At 48.1% G+C, this 18,445-nt stretch carries 29 protein-coding genes; 27 read left to right on the top strand and 2 right to left on the bottom strand.

Annotation, left to right across the window (positions count from 1 at the left end; all coding sequences use genetic code 11):
* The first annotated feature begins 19 nt into the window (after positions 1-19).
* From rplE to C4S74_RS24835, 25 genes are all read left to right on the top strand, one after another.
* Positions 20-562, top strand: a complete 543-nt coding sequence (gene rplE / locus C4S74_RS24955) for a 50S ribosomal protein L5 (protein ID WP_009676826.1) — start codon at positions 20-22, stop codon at positions 560-562.
* Positions 563-655: 93 nt separating this feature from the next.
* Positions 656-841: a type Z 30S ribosomal protein S14 gene (locus C4S74_RS24950; RefSeq protein ID WP_040953112.1), complete on the top strand. Its 186-nt coding sequence runs from the start codon at positions 656-658 to the stop codon at positions 839-841.
* Positions 842-873: 32 nt separating this feature from the next.
* A complete protein-coding gene (rpsH, locus tag C4S74_RS24945; protein ID WP_009676818.1) occupies positions 874-1,272 on the top strand; it encodes a 30S ribosomal protein S8 in 399 nt (132 codons plus the stop codon).
* A gap of 29 nt (positions 1,273-1,301) precedes the next feature.
* Positions 1,302-1,844, top strand: coding sequence for a 50S ribosomal protein L6 (gene rplF / locus C4S74_RS24940; RefSeq protein ID WP_009676801.1), 543 nt, complete (start codon positions 1,302-1,304; stop codon positions 1,842-1,844).
* A 52-nt stretch (positions 1,845-1,896) separates the two neighbouring features.
* Entirely contained in the window at positions 1,897-2,262 is a 366-nt protein-coding gene (rplR, locus tag C4S74_RS24935; RefSeq protein WP_103998004.1) for a 50S ribosomal protein L18, read from the top strand.
* A 28-nt stretch (positions 2,263-2,290) separates the two neighbouring features.
* Positions 2,291-2,788 (top strand): 30S ribosomal protein S5, encoded by a 498-nt coding sequence (gene rpsE / locus C4S74_RS24930; protein WP_009676829.1) that lies wholly within the window; start codon positions 2,291-2,293, stop codon positions 2,786-2,788.
* 11 nt (positions 2,789-2,799) lie between these two features.
* Positions 2,800-2,985 carry a 50S ribosomal protein L30 gene (gene rpmD, locus C4S74_RS24925; RefSeq protein ID WP_009676811.1) on the top strand — a complete coding sequence of 62 codons (186 nt, stop codon included), beginning with the start codon at positions 2,800-2,802 and terminating at the stop codon, positions 2,983-2,985.
* A gap of 31 nt (positions 2,986-3,016) precedes the next feature.
* Positions 3,017-3,457 carry a 50S ribosomal protein L15 gene (rplO, locus tag C4S74_RS24920; RefSeq protein ID WP_009676816.1) on the top strand — a complete coding sequence of 147 codons (441 nt, stop codon included), beginning with the start codon at positions 3,017-3,019 and terminating at the stop codon, positions 3,455-3,457.
* On the top strand, positions 3,457-4,764 hold the full coding sequence (gene secY / locus C4S74_RS24915; RefSeq protein ID WP_009676812.1) for a preprotein translocase subunit SecY: 1,308 nt from the start codon (positions 3,457-3,459) through the stop codon (positions 4,762-4,764). Before rplO ends, secY begins: the two co-directional genes overlap by 1 nt.
* An 85-nt stretch (positions 4,765-4,849) precedes the next feature.
* A complete protein-coding gene (locus C4S74_RS24910) occupies positions 4,850-5,503 on the top strand; it encodes an adenylate kinase (protein WP_103998003.1) in 654 nt (217 codons plus the stop codon).
* Complete coding sequence (gene map / locus C4S74_RS24905; RefSeq protein ID WP_103998002.1) at positions 5,500-6,252, top strand: type I methionyl aminopeptidase; 753 nt, start codon at positions 5,500-5,502, stop codon at positions 6,250-6,252. Before C4S74_RS24910 ends, map begins: the two co-directional genes overlap by 4 nt.
* Positions 6,253-6,262: 10 nt before the next feature.
* Positions 6,263-6,574 carry a KOW domain-containing RNA-binding protein gene (locus tag C4S74_RS24900; protein WP_103998035.1) on the top strand — a complete coding sequence of 104 codons (312 nt, stop codon included), beginning with the start codon at positions 6,263-6,265 and terminating at the stop codon, positions 6,572-6,574.
* Between the two features lie 3 nt (positions 6,575-6,577).
* The gene (gene infA, locus C4S74_RS24895; RefSeq protein ID WP_009676800.1) at positions 6,578-6,796 is read left to right on the top strand and encodes a translation initiation factor IF-1; all 219 of its coding nucleotides are present in this window, start codon (positions 6,578-6,580) and stop codon (positions 6,794-6,796) included.
* An 88-nt stretch (positions 6,797-6,884) separates the two neighbouring features.
* Positions 6,885-6,998: a 50S ribosomal protein L36 gene (rpmJ, locus tag C4S74_RS24890; protein WP_003333770.1), complete on the top strand. Its 114-nt coding sequence runs from the start codon at positions 6,885-6,887 to the stop codon at positions 6,996-6,998.
* 20 nt (positions 6,999-7,018) lie between these two features.
* Entirely contained in the window at positions 7,019-7,387 is a 369-nt protein-coding gene (gene rpsM / locus C4S74_RS24885) for a 30S ribosomal protein S13 (RefSeq protein WP_016423661.1), read from the top strand.
* A 21-nt stretch (positions 7,388-7,408) separates the two neighbouring features.
* Positions 7,409-7,804 carry a 30S ribosomal protein S11 gene (gene rpsK / locus C4S74_RS24880; RefSeq protein WP_016423660.1) on the top strand — a complete coding sequence of 132 codons (396 nt, stop codon included), beginning with the start codon at positions 7,409-7,411 and terminating at the stop codon, positions 7,802-7,804.
* Between the two features lie 122 nt (positions 7,805-7,926).
* A complete protein-coding gene (locus tag C4S74_RS24875; RefSeq protein WP_009676831.1) occupies positions 7,927-8,871 on the top strand; it encodes a DNA-directed RNA polymerase subunit alpha in 945 nt (314 codons plus the stop codon).
* A 24-nt stretch (positions 8,872-8,895) separates the two neighbouring features.
* Positions 8,896-9,258: a 50S ribosomal protein L17 gene (gene rplQ / locus C4S74_RS24870; RefSeq protein ID WP_009676799.1), complete on the top strand. Its 363-nt coding sequence runs from the start codon at positions 8,896-8,898 to the stop codon at positions 9,256-9,258.
* A gap of 122 nt (positions 9,259-9,380) precedes the next feature.
* Entirely contained in the window at positions 9,381-10,151 is a 771-nt protein-coding gene (gene truA, locus C4S74_RS24865; RefSeq protein WP_103998001.1) for a tRNA pseudouridine(38-40) synthase TruA, read from the top strand.
* A 174-nt stretch (positions 10,152-10,325) separates the two neighbouring features.
* Positions 10,326-10,763 (top strand): 50S ribosomal protein L13, encoded by a 438-nt coding sequence (rplM, locus tag C4S74_RS24860; protein WP_042235549.1) that lies wholly within the window; start codon positions 10,326-10,328, stop codon positions 10,761-10,763.
* 20 nt (positions 10,764-10,783) lie between these two features.
* Positions 10,784-11,176, top strand: coding sequence for a 30S ribosomal protein S9 (gene rpsI / locus C4S74_RS24855; protein ID WP_009676832.1), 393 nt, complete (start codon positions 10,784-10,786; stop codon positions 11,174-11,176).
* A 271-nt stretch (positions 11,177-11,447) separates the two neighbouring features.
* The gene (locus tag C4S74_RS24850) at positions 11,448-12,140 is read left to right on the top strand and encodes a phosphoadenylyl-sulfate reductase (protein ID WP_103998000.1); all 693 of its coding nucleotides are present in this window, start codon (positions 11,448-11,450) and stop codon (positions 12,138-12,140) included.
* A gap of 43 nt (positions 12,141-12,183) precedes the next feature.
* On the top strand, positions 12,184-13,365 hold the full coding sequence (sat, locus tag C4S74_RS24845; RefSeq protein ID WP_103997999.1) for a sulfate adenylyltransferase: 1,182 nt from the start codon (positions 12,184-12,186) through the stop codon (positions 13,363-13,365).
* Positions 13,366-13,433: 68 nt separating this feature from the next.
* Positions 13,434-14,192, top strand: coding sequence for an N-acetylmuramoyl-L-alanine amidase CwlD (gene cwlD / locus C4S74_RS24840; RefSeq protein ID WP_103997998.1), 759 nt, complete (start codon positions 13,434-13,436; stop codon positions 14,190-14,192).
* 51 nt (positions 14,193-14,243) lie between these two features.
* Positions 14,244-15,353: an Mrp/NBP35 family ATP-binding protein gene (locus C4S74_RS24835; RefSeq protein WP_103997997.1), complete on the top strand. Its 1,110-nt coding sequence runs from the start codon at positions 14,244-14,246 to the stop codon at positions 15,351-15,353.
* A gap of 22 nt (positions 15,354-15,375) precedes the next feature.
* On the opposite strand, the gene gerD is transcribed toward C4S74_RS24835, so the two are convergent.
* A complete protein-coding gene (gene gerD, locus C4S74_RS24830) occupies positions 15,376-16,212 on the bottom strand; it encodes a spore germination lipoprotein GerD (RefSeq protein ID WP_103997996.1) in 837 nt (278 codons plus the stop codon).
* Between the two features lie 143 nt (positions 16,213-16,355).
* Entirely contained in the window at positions 16,356-17,138 is a 783-nt protein-coding gene (gene pdaB, locus C4S74_RS24825) for a polysaccharide deacetylase family sporulation protein PdaB (protein WP_103997995.1), read from the bottom strand.
* 100 nt (positions 17,139-17,238) lie between these two features.
* Here pdaB and C4S74_RS24820 point away from each other — a divergent pair, with 100 nt between their 5' ends.
* Positions 17,239-17,850 carry a stage II sporulation protein M gene (locus C4S74_RS24820; RefSeq protein WP_103997994.1) on the top strand — a complete coding sequence of 204 codons (612 nt, stop codon included), beginning with the start codon at positions 17,239-17,241 and terminating at the stop codon, positions 17,848-17,850.
* A 152-nt stretch (positions 17,851-18,002) separates the two neighbouring features.
* On the top strand, positions 18,003-18,233 hold the full coding sequence (locus tag C4S74_RS24815; protein ID WP_009676794.1) for a hypothetical protein: 231 nt from the start codon (positions 18,003-18,005) through the stop codon (positions 18,231-18,233).
* The last annotated feature ends 212 nt before the right edge of the window (positions 18,234-18,445 follow it).

The raw sequence follows: 18,445 nt of genomic DNA, 5'->3' as shown, positions 1-18,445 counted from the left end.
GCGGAAAGGAGGCACCAGAATGGCAGCAAGAATGAAAGATCGTTTCTTGAATGAAATCACTCCTGCTCTGATGCAGAAGTTTAACTACACTACTGTTATGCAAGTTCCTAAGATCGAGAAAGTAGTCATCAACATGGGGGTTGGTGAGGCTGTATCGAACTCCAAGGTGCTCGACAGTGCCGTAGAGGATCTGCAAAAAATTGCGGGTCAAAAACCGGTAATCACTCGTGCGAAGAAATCCATCGCGGGTTTCAAACTTCGTGAGAACATGCCGATCGGCGTTAAAGTAACACTGCGCGGCCAACGCATGTATCAATTCCTGGACAAATTGTTCAACGTATCGCTTCCGCGCGTACGTGACTTCCGTGGAGTTTCCTCCAAAGCGTTCGACGGACGCGGTAACTACACGCTGGGTCTTAAAGAACAATTGATCTTCCCAGAGATCGAATACGATCAAATTGATAAAGTTCGTGGTATGGACATCGTTATCGTAACAACTGCGAAAACGGACGAAGAAGCTCGTGAACTGCTTACCCAACTCGGAATGCCGTTTGTGAAGTAAGAACAAATCATCACGGAGCTTTCGGAAGGAAGCCCCTGCCGATAATGATCGGAGAGAGTTTTCAGGCGAAAACTTGTAGGAGGTGTAATTTAAGTGGCAAAAACTTCGATGAAAATCAAGCAACAACGTCCCCCTAAGTTCAAAGTGCAGGCGTACACTCGCTGCGAACGTTGCGGCCGCCCGCATTCCGTTCTCCGCAAATTTAAAATTTGCAGAATTTGTTTCCGTGAACTAGCATATAAAGGCCAGATTCCAGGTGTGCGTAAAGCAAGCTGGTAATCCACTTATTTTCGGGAAGGAGGTTCACATCCATGGTTATGTCTGATCCAATTGCAGATATGCTTACACGCATTCGTAATGCAAACATTGTTCGTCACGAGACGGTAGAAATTCCGGCCTCCAAGATCAAGAAAGAGATTGCTGAAATCCTCAAAAATGAAGGTTTCATCCGTGACGCTGAATTCGTAGAAGATAACAAGCAGGGCATCATCCGCTTGTTCCTGAAATACGGTCCGAATAACGAGCGCGTAATCACCGGTTTGAAACGTATCAGCAAACCTGGTCTGCGCGTATACACAAAATCCCAAGAGATCCCTCGGGTACTTGGCGGTCTGGGTATCGCTATCATCTCCACTTCCGGTGGCGTGATGACGGACAAAGACGCTCGTCAAGCAAAATCCGGCGGAGAGGTTCTCTGCTACGTTTGGTAATTTAGACTCGATTGAATGGAGGTGCAAACATGTCTCGTATTGGTCGCAAACCAATTACTGTTCCAAGTGGCGTTGACGTAAAGCTTGAGAACACGACAATCACGGTAAAAGGACCGAAAGGAACCCTTTCCCGCGAACTTCACAAAGATATGAAGGTATCCGTACAAGACAATGTCATTACGGTTGAAAGACCTTCTGATCATAAACTGCATCGTTCCCTGCACGGCACGACTCGCAGCGTATTGAACAACATGGTTACAGGAGTAACGCAAGGTTTCGAGAAGAATCTGGAGCTCGTTGGCGTAGGTTACCGTGCTAACAAAACCGGAAACAAACTCGTCCTGAACGTAGGTTACTCTCACCCGGTTGAAATCAACCCTGAAGGCGGAATCGAATTCGACGTACCTAGCAACACGAAAGTGATTGTTAAAGGGATCGACAAAGAACTCGTTGGCGCAACTGCTGCCAAAATCCGTGCCGTTCGTGAACCTGAGCCGTACAAAGGTAAAGGTATTAAGTACGAAGGCGAGCGTATTATCCGCAAAGAAGGTAAAGCTGGTAAGAAGAAGTAAGGCGGCCTAAGGCCGGCCTGACATCGGAATACAGATGAAAGGAGTGCAACCCATGATTACTAAAGGCGATAAGAATAAAGCACGTCTGAAAAGACATCTGCGTGTTCGTAAGAAAATTCAAGGGACGACAGCACGTCCTCGCTTGAACATTTTCCGCTCTGAGAAGCACATGTACGCGCAAATCATTGACGATGTGAACGGAGTAACAGTGGCATCGGCATCCACTCAGGACAAAGAACTTACAGAGGTTGGCAACGGCGGCAACGTCGAAGCCGCTCGTAAAGTCGGCGAACTGATTGCGAATCGTGCGAAAGAAAAAGGCGTAAGCCAAGTAGTATTTGACCGCGGCGGATATCTCTATCACGGACGTGTGCAGGCTCTGGCCGAAGCAGCTCGTGAAGCTGGTCTAGAATTCTAAGAAAACATTTCATAAGGAGGTAAACGACTTGCGTGTAGATCCTAACACTTTAGAGCTGACTGAAAAAGTTGTTCATATTAATCGCGTTGCTAAAGTTGTAAAGGGCGGACGTCGCTTTAGCTTTAGCGCTCTTGTCGTAGTAGGCGATGGTAACGGCTATGTCGGCGCTGGTATCGGTAAAGCTTCCGAAGTTCCTGATGCAATCCGCAAAGGAATCGAAGATGCTAAGAAGAACCTCGTCCACGTTCCTATCGTTGGAACTACGATTCCTCACCTTGTAACTGGTCACTTCGGCGCTGGACGTGTGCTGTTGAAACCAGCATCTGAAGGTACCGGTGTTATTGCTGGCGGCCCTGTTCGTGCAGTACTCGAACTTGCTGGCGTTGGCGACATTTTAACAAAATCCCTGGGTTCTTCGAACTCCATGAACATGGTGAACGCTACTTTAGAGGGTCTTTCCCGTCTGAAGAAAGCGGAAGAAGTAGCCAAACTTCGCGGTAAAACCGTTGAAGAGTTGATGGGTTAAGGAGGATAAACATGTCTAAACTTCAAATTACCCTAAAACGTAGTCTGATCGGACGTCCGGAAACACAGAAGAAGACAGTTCAGGCTCTTGGTCTGAGAAAGCTGAACCATTCTGTTGTTCAAAGCGACAACGAAGCAATCCGTGGTATGATTAATCAAGTCAGCCACCTTATCGAAGTTAAAGAAATTCAAGCATAAGTAACCCATTCAATCTGGAGGAGGTGCAACTATGAAATTACATGAGCTGAGCTCTGCAGAAGGCGCACGCCACACTCGCAAACGTCTCGGTCGCGGTGTAGGTAGCGGACTCGGAAAAACTTCCGGACGCGGTCACAAAGGTCAGAACGCCCGTTCCGGCGGTGGTGTTCGTCCCGGCTTTGAAGGTGGACAAAACCCACTTTACCGTCGTCTCCCTAAGCGTGGTTTCGTGAACCCAACGCGTAAGGAATTTGCTATCGTTAACCTGGAAGACCTGAACAAGTTCGAAGCTGGTACGGAAGTAACTCCTGAGCTTCTGATGGAAACGGGTGTAGTAAAATCACCTAAAGATGGAATTAAGATTCTTGGAAACGGCGAACTCACTGTAAAGCTTACAGTTAAGGCGAACAAGTTTTCCCAATCTGCGGTAGATAAAATCCAGGCTGCCGGCGGTCAATCCGAGGTGATTTAATGTTCCGGACCCTGTCCAACATCTTTAAAGTAGAGGATTTGCGTAAGAGAATCATTTTCACGCTTCTCGTGTTAATCATCTACAGAATCGGCGCCTTCATTCCGGTACCCAATATCAATGCAGAGCTTTTGAAGCTGCAGGATCAGGCCAACCAGAATAGCGTGTTCGGGCTGCTGAATACTTTCTCCGGCGGAGCGCTTTTCCAGTTCTCCATCTTCTCGATGTCGATCTTTCCGTACATTACGGCTTCGATTATCGTTCAACTACTGTCCATGGACGTTGTTCCAAGGCTTACACAGTGGGCGAAAGAGGGAGAAGTGGGGAGAAAGAAATCGGCCCAGCTTACTCGTTACTTAACGGTTGTGCTTGGCGTGATTCAAGCTTATGGATATGCGATCATGTTTAACAACTCCTTCCAAGGGCTTGTGATCAATCCTAGCTTTGCTACCTACTCTCTGATAGCGATTGTCTTGACGGCAGGAACGATGTTCCTGATGTGGTTAGGTGAGCAGATCACTGAAAAAGGAATCGGAAACGGGATTTCGATTATTATCTTCGCGGGAATCGTAGCTGCTATTCCGACAGGAATCAGTCAGATTTACCAGACGCAGTTTGCGAATGCAGGAGATGCCCTGTTCCTGAACATCTTGAAAATCGTCCTCATTCTGATCGTAGTGGTAGCCATTATCGTTGGCGTTATCTACGTTCAGCAGGGAGTTCGGAAGATACCCGTACAATACGCTAAACGTGTTGTAGGGAGGAAAATGTACGGCGGACAGAGCACTCACATTCCTATGAAAGTGAATGCTGCAGGAGTAATTCCGGTCATCTTTGCCGTATCACTGCTTCAATTCCCGACGATTATTGCAGGTTTCTGGGCGGGGAATCCATTTGCGGATTGGATTATCCGTAATCTAAGCATTAACAATTCGGCGCCGATTGCGCTTGCTCTATATGTACTACTGATTGTCGGCTTCACCTATTTCTACACGTTTGTACAGATTAATCCGGTGCAAATGGCAGATCAAATGAAGAAGAACGGCGGTTATATTCCAGGCGTTCGTCCGGGAAAACCAACTTCCAGCTACCTGACAAGAGTAATGTCAAGAATTACTTTGTCCGGCGCCTTCTTCCTGGCTTTCATCTCGATTCTCCCAATGATCTTCGGGGCTCTGGCAGGTCTGCCAACTTCGGTTCGGATCGGCGGAACTTCACTTCTCATCCTTGTGGGTGTGGCATTGGAGACGTTGAAAACAGTAGAAAGCCAACTGATCAAACGTCATTACAAAGGATTTATCAACAAATAGCAATAGGTTCTGATGTAGGCACTTTGTTGCGGCATCGGCACCTATTGTGCTGTTCGTACTACTAAGTGCCGAAGGAGGGAAAAACGTGAACGTTTTATTTATGGGTCCTCCGGGTGCGGGTAAAGGTACTCAGGCGGAGAAAATTGTCAGCGAATTTCAGATTCCTCACATTTCAACCGGCGATGCCTTTAGATTGGCAATGAGTCAAGGAACGCCGCTCGGCATAGAAGCTAAATCCTATGTCGATCAAGGCAAACTTGTTCCAGACGAAATCACTAACGGTATTGTTCGTGAACGTCTGCAGCAGCCGGATTGCGACAAAGGATTTCTTCTCGATGGTTTTCCGCGCACGATTGCTCAAGCGGAAGCATTGGATGATATCCTGCAATCTCTGGGTAAGCGAATCGATCACGTCATTAACTTGAAAGTCGATCGCAGCTTCCTGCTGGCCAGACTGACCGGTCGCCGTATCTGCAAATCCTGCGGCGCCACGTATCACGTGATTTTCAATCCTCCGAAGCAGGAAGGCGTATGCGACAAATGCTCCGGCGAATTGTATCAGAGATCCGATGATACGGAAGAGAAAGTCGGTACCCGCTTGGACGAATACACGTCGAAGACAGCACCGCTTCTTGAGTACTACGAGAAACGTAACGTATTGCGCGAGGTTGACGGGGAGCAGGACATCGAGGATGTAACTTCCCAAATCAGTTCATTGCTGCGAGGTCATTCTGAATGATCATTTGTAAGTCCGAAGTAGAATTGGAACTTATGCGCGAAGCAGGTCGGATCGTAGCCGAGACTCACAAGTTGATGGCTGCAGCGGTTCGCCCGGGCATCACGACTAAGGACCTGGATAAAATCGCTGAGGAATACATTCGCAGTCAAGGTGCCGTTCCCTCTTTCAAAGGCTACAACGGTTTCTCTGGAAGCATCTGCACTTCAGTTAATGAAGAATTGGTGCACGGCATTCCCGGCAGCCGCAAATTAGTCGAAGGCGACGTTATCAGCATTGATATCGGGGCACAATATAAAGGATATCATGGTGATTCGGCCTGGACTTATGGCGTCGGTGAAATTTCTGAAACCGCAAAGAAACTTCTGGATGTAACTGAACGTTCGCTGTTTGCCGGATTGGCGGAAGCCAAACCGGACGCCCGGCTGTATACGATCTCACACGCTATACAGCAAGTGATCGAAGACGCGGGTTTCTCGGTTGTTCGTGAATATGTCGGTCACGGGATCGGCACGGAGCTTCACGAAGATCCGCAGATTCCCAACTATGGGATTCGGGACAAAGGCCCCCGGCTTAAACCCGGTATGGTACTTGCAATCGAGCCTATGGTGAACGTCGGACAGCGATTCGTAAAGACACTCGAGGATGATTGGACCGTTGTTACCGTAGATAATTCCTTATGTGCACATTTCGAACATACCATTGCCATTACGGTAGACGGTTATGAAATATTAACCCAGCTGAAGGCTTAGGGTGACCGAATTGGTAGATCAGGAACAGCTGCCGCAGCCCGGTCAAATCGTAAAAGTTCTCCGAGGCAAAGATCAAGGTCAATATGCGGTTATCATCCGAACGGAGGATGACAGATTCGTCTGGATTGCCGATGGTGATAAACGCAAATTCGACCAGCCGAAGAAGAAGAATGTTCAGCATCTTCAGCTTCAGCACAAGATCAGCGGAGAAGTTTCCAGAAGTTTAACGGAAAGCAGCCGTGTTACGAATGCCAAGTTAAGACATGCGGTGAAGAAGTTTATCGACAGTCTACAATCTGAGGCAGATGAGAAAGGAGAATAATCAGTGGCTAAAGAAGATGTAATTGAAGTGGAAGGTACAGTAATCGAACCTCTTCCGAACGCAATGTTTAAGGTAGAGCTTGAGAACGGACATAAAATTTTGGCCCATGTATCCGGAAAAATCAGAATGCACTTCATTCGGATTTTACCTGGCGACAAGGTTACTGTAGAATTATCCCCATATGACTTGACGAGAGGTCGTATAACCTATCGATTCAAATAAATAGCTGCTACGCCGCAGTCTTAGCCGACATAGCGGCCAACCCTTACGAAGCAAGTTTGCGGTGGCAAACTCTCAGGAGGTAATAAACATGAAGGTAAGACCGTCGGTCAAGCCGATCTGCGAAAAATGCAAAGTCATTCGTCGCAAAGGCAACGTCATGGTAATTTGTGAAAACCCGAAACATAAACAAAAACAAGGTTAAAAGGAGGTGCACGTTCAACAATGGCACGTATTGCTGGTGTAGACTTACCGCGTGACAAGCGCGTAGAAATCGCATTGACGTACATTTTTGGTATCGGTAAAACGACTTCTCAGAAAGTTCTGAGCCAAACTGGCGTTGACGCATCCACTCGTGTTCGCGATCTTACGGAAGAAGAAGTAAGCAAAATTCGTGAAGTTATCGACAAAACGATCAAAGTGGAAGGCGACCTTCGTCGCGAAATCGCTCTGAACATCAAACGTCTGGTTGAAATCGGATGCTACCGTGGTATCCGTCATCGTCGCGGCCTGCCTGTTCGTGGTCAACGCACGAAAACCAATGCTCGTACACGTAAAGGTCCTCGTCGGACTGTAGCTAACAAGAAGAAATAATAAAGGGGGTTAGAGTGAATAATGGCTAAACCTAAAAAAGTCGTCCGTACGAAACGTCGTGACCGTAAAAATATTGAATCCGGTGTGGCACACATCCGTTCCACATTCAACAATACAATCGTAACGATCACGGATCCTCATGGAAACGCGCTTTCCTGGGCAAGTGCCGGTAACCTGGGCTTCAAAGGATCCCGTAAAAGCACTCCGTTTGCTGCGCAAATGGCTGCTGAATCTGCAGCTAGAGCCGCTATGGAACATGGTCTGAAAGTTGTTGAAGTCATGGTTAAAGGCCCTGGTGCCGGCCGTGAAGCAGCAATTCGTTCTTTGCAGGCTGCTGGTCTCGAAGTGAACCTGATTAAGGACGTAACACCAATTCCGCATAACGGTTGCCGTCCTCCAAAACGTCGTCGCGTGTAATTTCAAGTCGGCATGTGGTATAAATATTCTAAACATGTGAATAATGATGTTGAAGGATAGGCATACTACATCGTTTATGGAAATGTTCCAGGGTAACGACGTTTTGAAGGAGGGTTAATTTCATGATCGAAATCGAAAAGCCAAAAATAGAGACCGTATCTTTAAGCGAAGACGGAGCTTACGGCAAATTCGTCGTAGAACCGCTGGAACGCGGATACGGGACCACATTAGGTAACTCACTACGTCGTATCTTACTGTCTTCACTACCGGGTGCTGCGGTTAGCTCTGTACAAATCGACGGAGTTCTTCATGAATTCTCGACTATTCCGGGAGTTATGGAGGACGTTACGGAGATTATTCTGAATCTGAAAGGTCTTTCTTTGAAAATCCATTCAGATGAAGAAAAAGTATTGGAGATCGACGCCGAAGGAGAAGGTAGAATCACAGCTGCTGATATTCGCGGAGATAGTGATGTGGAGATCTTGAACCCGGATCTTCATATCGCGACTCTATCGTCTGACTCTCGTCTTCATATGAGAATTCATGCGAACAGAGGCCGCGGTTATGTACCGGCTGATAAGAACAAACGGGATGAGCAGCTTATTGGCGTCATTCCGGTTGACTCGATCTACACTCCGATCACGCGTGTGAACTACACGGTAGAGAACACTCGTGTCGGCCAAGTGACGAACTACGACAAACTAACCCTCGAAGTGTGGTCGGACGGAAGTATTCGCCCTGAGGAAGCAGTAAGTCTTGGTGCGAAGATTCTGACGGAACACCTAATGCTCTTTGTTGGATTAACCGATGAAGCTAAAGATGCGGAGATCATGGTAGAGAAAGAAGAAGATAAGAAAGAGAAAGTTCTCGAGATGACGATCGAGGAACTGGATCTTTCCGTTCGTTCTTACAACTGCCTGAAGCGTGCCGGTATCAATACCGTGCAAGAGCTGATCACCAAAACCGAAGAAGATATGATGAAAGTGCGTAACCTTGGCCGTAAATCTCTTGAAGAAGTTCAAGAGAAGCTCGAAGAGCTGGGTCTTGGCCTGCGTACGGAAGAATAATCACCTCAGAAGGAGGGTTAAGACATGGCATATCAAAAGTTAGGCCGTGACTCCAGTGCGCGGAAAGCATTGTTCCGCGACCTCGTAACGGACCTTTTCATTAACGAGCGCATTCAAACAACTGAAGCGAAAGCGAAAGAAGTTCGCTCTATCGCCGAGAAGCTCATCACATTAGCGAAACGCGGAGATCTGCATGCTCGTCGTCAAGTAGCTGCATTTGTTCGTCGTGAAACCGCAGGAGACCAGGATGCAATCCAGAAGTTGTTCTCCGAGCTGGCAACTCGCTATGCTGAGCGTCCAGGTGGATACACACGTATCCTGAAACTGGGACCTCGTCGTGGAGATGCTGCTCCTATGGTATATCTGGAACTGGTAGACCGGGCGTAACGAAGGGTGGGAAAGGGTGGACAGAATCTTTGGATTCTGCTGAAGCCCTTTTTTTGCAATCTGACCGGATTGTACTCACCTCCCGATCACCTATCCGTTTGGTATACGGAGGGTATGGATTCGTGAGAAATATAAGAATAACGGTAAGTTATGACGGCACCTCGTACTCGGGTTTTCAGACGCAGCCACATGGCAATACGGTCCAGGATTATCTGGAACGAGCCATTCGGATGCTGTCCGGGGAGACGGTGAAGATCACCTCATCAGGGCGGACGGACGCTGGCGTTCACGCCCGCGCTCAGGTGATCAACTTCACTACAGCCTCCCAGATCCCCGCAGAACGCTGGTGCCTTGCTCTTAATTCCAGGCTTCCGAAAGATATCGTTGCGCTTCGTGCGGATGAAGTGCCCCTATCTTTTCATGCCCGCAAGTCGGCAAAACGAAAAACTTATTCCTATACGATCCGTACCGCACGGATACCGGATACTTTTCAGCGCCGATACCAATTCCATCATCCCAACGCTTTGGATGTGGATGCCATGAGAGACGCTCTAGCGGCGATCCTAGGCACGCACGACTTCTCCTCGTTCTGTTCGGTCAAAACCGTAGCCGAATCGCGTATTCGTACGATTTATGACGCTTGGATCGTTGAAGAACCGGATCAGATGTCTACAGAGCCCAATCGGCCCGGACAGCTTCGTTTTTATTTTACCGGAAGCGGTTTTCTCTATAACATGGTCCGGATTCTCGTGGGAACATTGATACAAATCGGGGAAGGCAAACGCCCAGCCGAAGAAATGGCTGCGATTTTGAGGGGACGTAACCGGGCGCTTGCGGGCCCGACGGCTGAAGCTCACGGGCTTATGCTGTGGAATGTAGAATACGCGGAATAATGTAATTTAATTCTTGCTATTCCCTGGACTATGCTGTAAAATATGTGATGGTGTTTCTTGAAGGGCTACCCCACGGCCCCGACTTCAAAAGCACTCAAAGTTTCAAGACGTATTTTAACCTATGACTATGTTTGTTAATAAAGTTCGGAGATATATTTTTAGGAGGATCAGAGCATGCGTACCACATATATGGCTAAGCCGAATGAAGTTGAACGCAAATGGTACATCATTGATGCTACCGGCAAGACGCTCGGACGTCTGGCTAGTGAAGCTGCAAGCATTATCCGCGGCAAACACAAACCGCAATTCACACCGCACGTGGATTCCGGAGATTTCGTAATCATCATCAACGCCGAGAAGATTCATCTGACCGGCAACAAACTGCAAGACAAGAAATACTACCGTCACTCGATGCACCCAGGTGGTCTGAAAGTTACGACAGCTCAAGATATGCTGAACAAGAAGCCTGAGCGTGTACTGGAACTTGCTATTCATGGCATGCTTCCTAAGACTCGTCTTGGCAACAGCATGAAGCTGAAGCTGAAAGTATATGCAGGCGCGGAACATCCACACCAAGCACAACAACCAGAAGTTTGGGAACTTCGGGGTTAATAGAAAGGGAGGACTGACTTGTGGCACAAGTTCAATACTACGGAACCGGTCGTCGTAAGCATTCGGTAGCACGTGTACGTCTAGTACCGGGCGAAGGACGCATCATCATCAACAAGCGTGACCTTAACGAATACTTCGGCCTGGAAACGCTGAAACTAATCGTGAAACAACCTCTGACGCTGACCGAAACAATCGGCAAGTACGATGTACTCGTACTGGCTAACGGCGGCGGAATGAGCGGACAAGCCGGCGCAATCCGCCATGGCATCTCCCGCGCACTTCTTAAAGCAGATCCTGAATTCCGCGGATCTCTGAAACGCGCTGGATTCTTGACTCGTGATCCACGTATGAAAGAACGTAAGAAGTACGGCTTGAAAGCAGCTCGTCGTGCACCTCAGTTCTCGAAACGTTAAGATCGGCTTATACAAAGCAAACCCTTCCGGGTACAGAAATGTACCGGAAGGGTTTTTTTGTGTCCTTTTGACCGTTACGAATAAATGATAGGAAAGATGGACGTTATATTCACTCAAATATGCGATATGATGAACGAACTTATCTTACTTTTGTTCAATATGATATAAAGATCGCCTTTAGGCTATTGACAACGATAAGTTGTGTTTTATAATGAAATAAAATAACAAAACATATTAGGATACTCGGAATTAAAACGGGAGGGTACAAATTATGAATTTGTTCGAAAAGGAAGCCTTAATAAACAAAGCGGCCGATGAATTCGAGAACCAGTCACCCGAAGAGCTTATTCGTTGGGCTGTGAACACATTTCCAAGCATTACGCTCGCTTGCAGCTTCGGTGCGGAAGACGTGGTCCTGGTGGATATGCTGCATAAAGTTAGTCCGGAAACAGACATTTTCTATCTCGACACTAATGTACATTTTCAGGAGACGTACGTTACAAGGGACCGTCTGCAGGATCATTATCAAAAATCATTTATTCAAGTTCAGCCTAAACTCACTTTGGAAGAGCAAACGGCTCAATATGGTGCCGAACTTTGGTTGTCCGCGCCGAACGAATGCTGCAACATCCGCAAGGTTGACCCATTGACGGATATTTTGAAAAATTATGATGCATGGATTACAGGAATTCGCCGGGACCAAGCTCCGACCCGGGCAAATGCCAAGAAGGTTGAATACGATGTAAAATTCGGTCTCGTTAAGTTTAACCCGCTTGCTAGCTGGACTTCGGACGATGTATGGGAGTATATTCGTTCCAATGGCATTATTTATAACGCTCTTCACGATCTGAATTACCCGAGTATCGGCTGCAGCCACTGTACAAAAGCGGTAGCTCCCGGTGAAGATCCGCGTGCCGGCCGCTGGGCAGGCAATGACAAAACGGAATGCGGACTCCATAAGTAAGCGGGAAACCGACATTATCAGAAAGACTAAAGGAGAGACATCCATGCAATCTTCAATTGCGCCTCACGGCGGAACACTGATCAATCGCCTGGTTACGGGTAGCGAACGCGAGCAACTACTTGCGGCTGCGGACGGTCTGCCTCAAATTCGCATAAACAATTGGGCCATTTCCGATCTTGATCTTATAGGTGTAGGTGCTTTTTCACCCCTAACCGGCTTTCTGGATGAGAAGGATTACCTTTCGGTTGTTAACAGCATGCGTCTGGCGGATGGAACCGTCTGGAGCATTCCCGTGACCCTGGCGGTTGAAGAGTCCGCTGCCGAGGGACTCGCAGTTGGCACACGAGCTGTTTTGGTAGGAGAAGAGGACGGCGTCGTATACGGTCTTGTTGACGTCACCAGCATCTATAAGGCTGATCAGCTTCATGAAGCCCGTCAGGTCTTTAAAACGGACGATAAGGAGCATCCGGGCGTCCAGAAACTGTTGTCGAGGCCATCTACCTATATCGGGGGCCCTGTGCAGGTGTTGAACAGACCGAAGCCGGCCAAGTTCGAAGACTTTTACTATGATCCGGCCGAGACACGCCGAATTTTTGCCGAGAAGAACTGGCGGACTATCGTAGGGTTCCAAACCCGTAATCCGGTCCACCGGGCTCATGAATATATTCAAAAGTCGGCCATGGAAATCGTTGACGCCTTGTTCCTAAATCCGCTGGTTGGCGAAACCAAGTCCGATGATATTTCCGCCGATGTCCGGATGAAAAGCTATCTGGTTCTCCTTGAAAATTATTATCCTTCGGACCGTGCTTTTCTGGGTGTTTTTCCGGCTGCCATGCGCTATGCGGGTCCGCGGGAAGCGATTTTCCATGCTTTAGTCCGGAAAAACTACGGCTGCACCCATTTTATCGTGGGCAGGGACCACGCGGGTGTAGGCGATTACTACGGTACTTACGAAGCACAGGAAATCTTCAGCAACTTTACACCGGAAGAGATCGGCATTACGCCGCTTTTCTTCGAGCACAGCTTCTATTGCACGAAGTGCGGGAATATGGCATCGAGCAAAACTTGCCCGCACGATAAAGCTGACCACCTGCATCTTTCGGGCACGAAAGTACGCGCTCTGCTGCGTGACGGCCAGTGTCCTCCTCAGGAGTTCACACGTCCGGAAGTGGCCAAAGTGCTTATAGACGGCATGTCAGAGCCTGTAGGCACGTCCGCACAGTAGGTATAATTGTCCACCCTGTCCCATATAGATGAATGGAGTCTATTGGGGAACAGAGGTGGATTTTTTTCATGCGGAGACCAAGAAAAAGGTTTGTCGTATGGCTGACCTGGGACAGCGGCATCAAGATCATCATGGCGGCCCTGCTGGTAATGCTGATGGCCTTTATGTACACCTACGAGCTGCCCTCGACCCGAACATGGAGTGAATGGTCGATGCCTCTTTCAGGGAAAACGGTTGCTCTGGATGCCGGGCACGGAGGACCTGACGGAGGGGCGGTCAGCCAATCCGGCGTTATCGAGAAGGATATCAACCTCGCGATCACTCTCTATTTGCGTGATTATTTGCAGCAGGCGGGTGCTATCGTAGTAATGACCAGGGAAACGGATACGGATTTAGCCCAGGAGGGAACGAAGGGACTCAGCCGGCGGAAGACAGAGGATCTGTTAAGCCGTGCCGAATTCATAAACGGCAAAAAAGCCGACTTGTTCATCAGTATCCATCTCAACAGTATTCCGTCCGATAAATGGAGAGGAGCACAAACGTTCTACTACCCGAATCATCCTGACAACGCGACTTTATCCACCCTAATTCAAAATGAACTTAAAAAGAATTTGGAGAATACGGAGCGGATCGCCAAAAAGGCGGACAAAGGCGTTTATTTGCTGAAAACCTTGAAAATGCCGAGTGCACTCGTTGAAGTCGGGTTCTTGTCCAATCCGGAAGAATCGAGACTGCTGGCCGACGATAAGTATCAGAAGAAAGTCGCCGCGTCCGTCTATCAAGCGATTTTGCGTTATTTCTCCGGGGAGAAAGTGCGTTCGTCCTAATCGGTGTGGTATAATGATCTGAACAGAAATAAGCCTACCGAGGTGGAAGAAATGGTGACCAAAGAGCTTATCCGGCAATCGCTTCAGCCTATAACAGATCCGACTTACGGAGCTTCTATCGTAGAACTGAACTTCGTTAAAGACGTGGTCATTAAAGAGAACCGTGTTTCTCTTACGTGTGTTTTGTCCGTTACGGATGAAAGCTACAAAGCAAGTATAAAAGAACGCATTGAATCCGCTTTGTCCCAAATTGGAGCCGAAGGGGTTCATATTCGTTTTCGAGAAATAACGGATTATGAGAAAAACCAGCTCTCCGCTCTTGAGGGTGTATCCTCGGCGGAAAGCGGTGAAACTGCCGACGCGGACGCGGGTACGGGACAAGGGGCGGCTCCTTTGCTGAATCCCGATTCCCCCGTCAATTTTATCGCCGTTGCAAGCGGTAAGGGCGGCGTAGGGAAGTCTACCGTTACGGCGAACCTTGCTGTTGCGTTAGCACGTCTCGGTAAGAGAGTGGGGATTATGGACGCCGACATCTACGGTTTCAGTATTCCGGACATGATGGGAATAGAGGAGCAGCCTCAGCTCGTCAATAACCGGATTCTCCCCGTAGAAAAATTCGGCGTTAAAGTCATCTCCATGGGTTTCTTTGTGGAGGATAATTCCCCGGTGATCTGGCGTGGCCCTATGCTGGGCAAGATGCTCCATAACTTCTTTCACGAGGTGGACTGGGGAGAACTGGACTATCTACTGCTTGATCTGCCTCCGGGTACGGGCGACATCGCGCTGGATATTCATCAGCTCTTGCCGCAAAGCAAAGAGATCCTGGTCACGACCCCGCACGCTACGGCTGCATTTGTAGCAGCGAGAGCGGGCGCTATGGCCGTGCATACCAAACATGAGATTATGGGTGTAGTGGAAAATATGGCTTACTACGAGTGTTCCAAATGCGGGGAGAAGGATTACGTCTTCGGCCGCGGTGGAGGGGGCATGCTGGCGGAACAGCTGCATACCCAGCTGCTTGCCCAAATTCCACTCGGCGCACCGGACAACCATATCTCCGAGCCCGATTATTCCCCGTCGGTTTATAAAGAAGATTCCACGACCGGCCAACTGTATTTGGACCTGGCACGGAATGTCGTTCAACAATCTCAAAAGGACTGATGCGTACGCATCAGTCCTTTTTTTAATATTCGGAATCTTGATCTTTCTTGCCCTTCTTGTTCGGGGATTCCTTTTCGTCCTGGCCTTGCTCTCCTTGATCGCCTTCCTGACCCTGATCTTGTTTGGTTTTTTGTTCTCCTTGGCCGCCTTCGCCTCCGGAACCCTGACCTTGTCCACCTTGCCCGCCGCCGCCTTGCCCGCCTTTGCCACCTTGCCCACTCTGACCGCCACCTTGCCCGCCCTGGCCTTGACCTCCGGCTTCTTTGGGGATAATGCCCTCTTCCATGACTTTTCTCATGATGGTGAGCATTTGAGCCTGGAATAAGGGGCTCTGGAAAGATTCCTGAATAACATTCATCATCTGTTGGCGGTATTGGGTAGTTCGGGTCAGCTCCATCATAAGTTGCTGGTATTCGGGGTTTTTCATGATTTGCAGTAGCTGTTTCTGATACTCCGGATCTTTCATTAGATCCTTATGGAGCTGCTTATCCTGCGTACTCACTACTTTGGCGAAATCACCGGCGAAACGCGGATCTTTCATCATATCCCTTACGAATTTGCTGCTTTCCGTACTTGTCAGAACATCTTTGACCGCCGTTTGCATCTGCAATTTCTGACCTTCGGTCAACATGCTGACCGAAGAACTGCCTGAACCTGCCGAGGATAAACCGGAGCGGGAAGCTTTATCGATCGCTGCTCGGCCTTCGTCTGACTTTAGGATGTCAAGCACCATGGATTTCGTTTCTTTATAATTTCCCTGGGATGATGAAGATCCCTGTGAAGAATTGTCGGAGCTGCAGGAAGCTAAGAGAAAAACCGCAATTAAGGCAGGAACATAACGCACCGTTTTCCGATTCATTGTGCACACAAGCTCCCTTCCCCTGAATTAGTACCGTTAGTATGCGTGGGGGGGAGCCTTTTCATAAACGGGTGCCATGGTTGATTACTGAGAAATATGGGCGGATTTGCCCTGTTCAAGACATGTATGTACGATTACGGGAATTAGTAAACCTGTTTAAACGACTGCTCCTCAACGGCTTTATTCTCAGCCTGAGCCTGTTTCATCAGTTCCGAAACCGTCACGAATTCATATCCCTTGCTCTTGAGCTGGTCGATGATGGCGGGAAGCGCCTCATGGGTCTGTTTGGATGAATCGCTGGCATGGAGCAGAACAATATCGCCAGGATGCGCTTTGCTTACAACGCGGCTGATAATGGTCTCCGCTCCGGGATTTTTCCAATCCAGAGAGTCCGTATCCCACTGAATAACCTTATACCCTAACTGGTCCGCAATACCGAGTACCCTTTTGTCGAAATCGCCGTTGGGCATACGGATCAAATTAGGACTTTTACCGGTAAGCTCCTTAAGGACACCGTCTGCTGTCTGAATTTGTTTGCGGATCTCCTCGTCTGCAAGACTGCTGTAATTCACATGCTTATGGCCGTGACTTCCGATTTCATATCCGGTCTTGGCGATCCGGTTTACGATATCGGGGTGGCTTTTGCTCCAGGGCGAGGAAAGAAAGAATGTAGCGTTTTTGACCCCCTTTTGCTCCAGCACATCCAGTATCGGAGCCGTACGCGTTTCACCCCACGAGATGTCGAACGTCAACGCGATCTGTTTCTTTTCCGTTTTTACATTGTAGATAGCCGCGGGACCCCCGCTTGAGAAAACCGCCATATTCCCCCGTTCCGAATAGACGATACCTGCGGCAAAAACTACGGCGACACCGATAAAGACGGCTTGTTTTATTTTCTTGCCGTTAAAAACATAAAAATGGCTCACGCTTGCTCCAGCCTCCTTCTCCTTGGGCTTGTATTCCGGCTTAGTAAAATGTATGCTCGTACCATCGAGTTATGCGTTAAAGAGAAAGGAGAACGGGAAATTGAAGTGGAGAGAGCTGTTTAAGCATTTCGGTGAAATGAAGCATTATCTGATTGCTTCCGTTTTGGTTTTTGCAGCCGGTTTAGTAATGGGGATGATGTACCCCGACCGCTTTCAGGCTTTTCTGGACCAGCAGATGCAGGGCCTGGAGAAAATTTCGGGACTGGTTAAAGGCAAAGAAAATCTTAACCTCTGGCTGTTTATCGTTATTTTTCTGAATAATGCGATCAAGTCATTGATGTTTGTATACCTCGGTCTGTTTTTCGGTATTCTTCCCTTAATGGTGCTCCTGGTAAACGGGATGCTGCTGGGTTATGTCATCCAATATCAGATGGAGGCGCAAAGCCTCGCTTATGTTCTGAAAGGAATCCTGCCGCATGGAATTCTGGAGATTCCGGCAATTATCGTGGCCTGCGCTTATGGTCTCCGGCTCGGTATTCTTGTTATCAAGATGATCGGGGGACTTTTCACTTCCAAAAGAAGCGGGAAAGCCGCCGCGGAGTTCAAACGTGTTATGAGACTGACACGGCCTTTAATTTTGCTCGTCGTAGGAACGCTGCTTCTGGCGGCCGTCGTGGAAAGCACACTGACTCTTTGGCTTTTAAAAGGATAACAATTGTAAAAATTTTCTTAAGTCCCGTCATAAAAATGACCAAACATGAGCATAACAGTAAAGCGGAACGGTTGCCTGCGTTCAATGGGTGCAGGTGACCTTCCCGCTGTTGTGCATGCAGAGTCGATTTCGAGGGGAGTTAGAATAAGTTGATGCTTGGATTTCTTTTTAATGACAGGGAATGCAGAGAACTGGACTATGTACTTAGAAAAGAATTAGACGAAATGCTCTTCGATCTTAACGATAAGAGAATGGACGAGGAGATTAAGAAAGCTATAGAATCCCGCTATAAGGTGATCTTCCGGATGTATGCCAGGCTTGCTTCGCCTAGGGAAATATCCAAATACGCAAGGAACCGTGTCCAGCATCAAAAAAAGTCTTGACTGAAGGCAAGTATTCATGGTAAATTGAATTTCGCTGATTCGACAAGTTTTTCATTCAACAAGCCAAGCAAAAAAGAATTTTAAAAAAAGCTTGCAATGAATAGTCGATCTGTGATATATTAATCAAGTCGCCGCTGAAACTTAGCGGGTTAAGACGAAGCGATAAAATGATAGAATTTGTCCTTTGAAAACTGAACAACGAGTGATTGAAG

Source organism: Paenibacillus sp. UNC499MF, assembly GCF_900107975.1.
Taxonomy (GTDB): domain Bacteria; phylum Bacillota; class Bacilli; order Paenibacillales; family NBRC-103111; genus Paenibacillus_F.
This window is presented reverse-complemented; position numbering and strand designations above follow the sequence as displayed.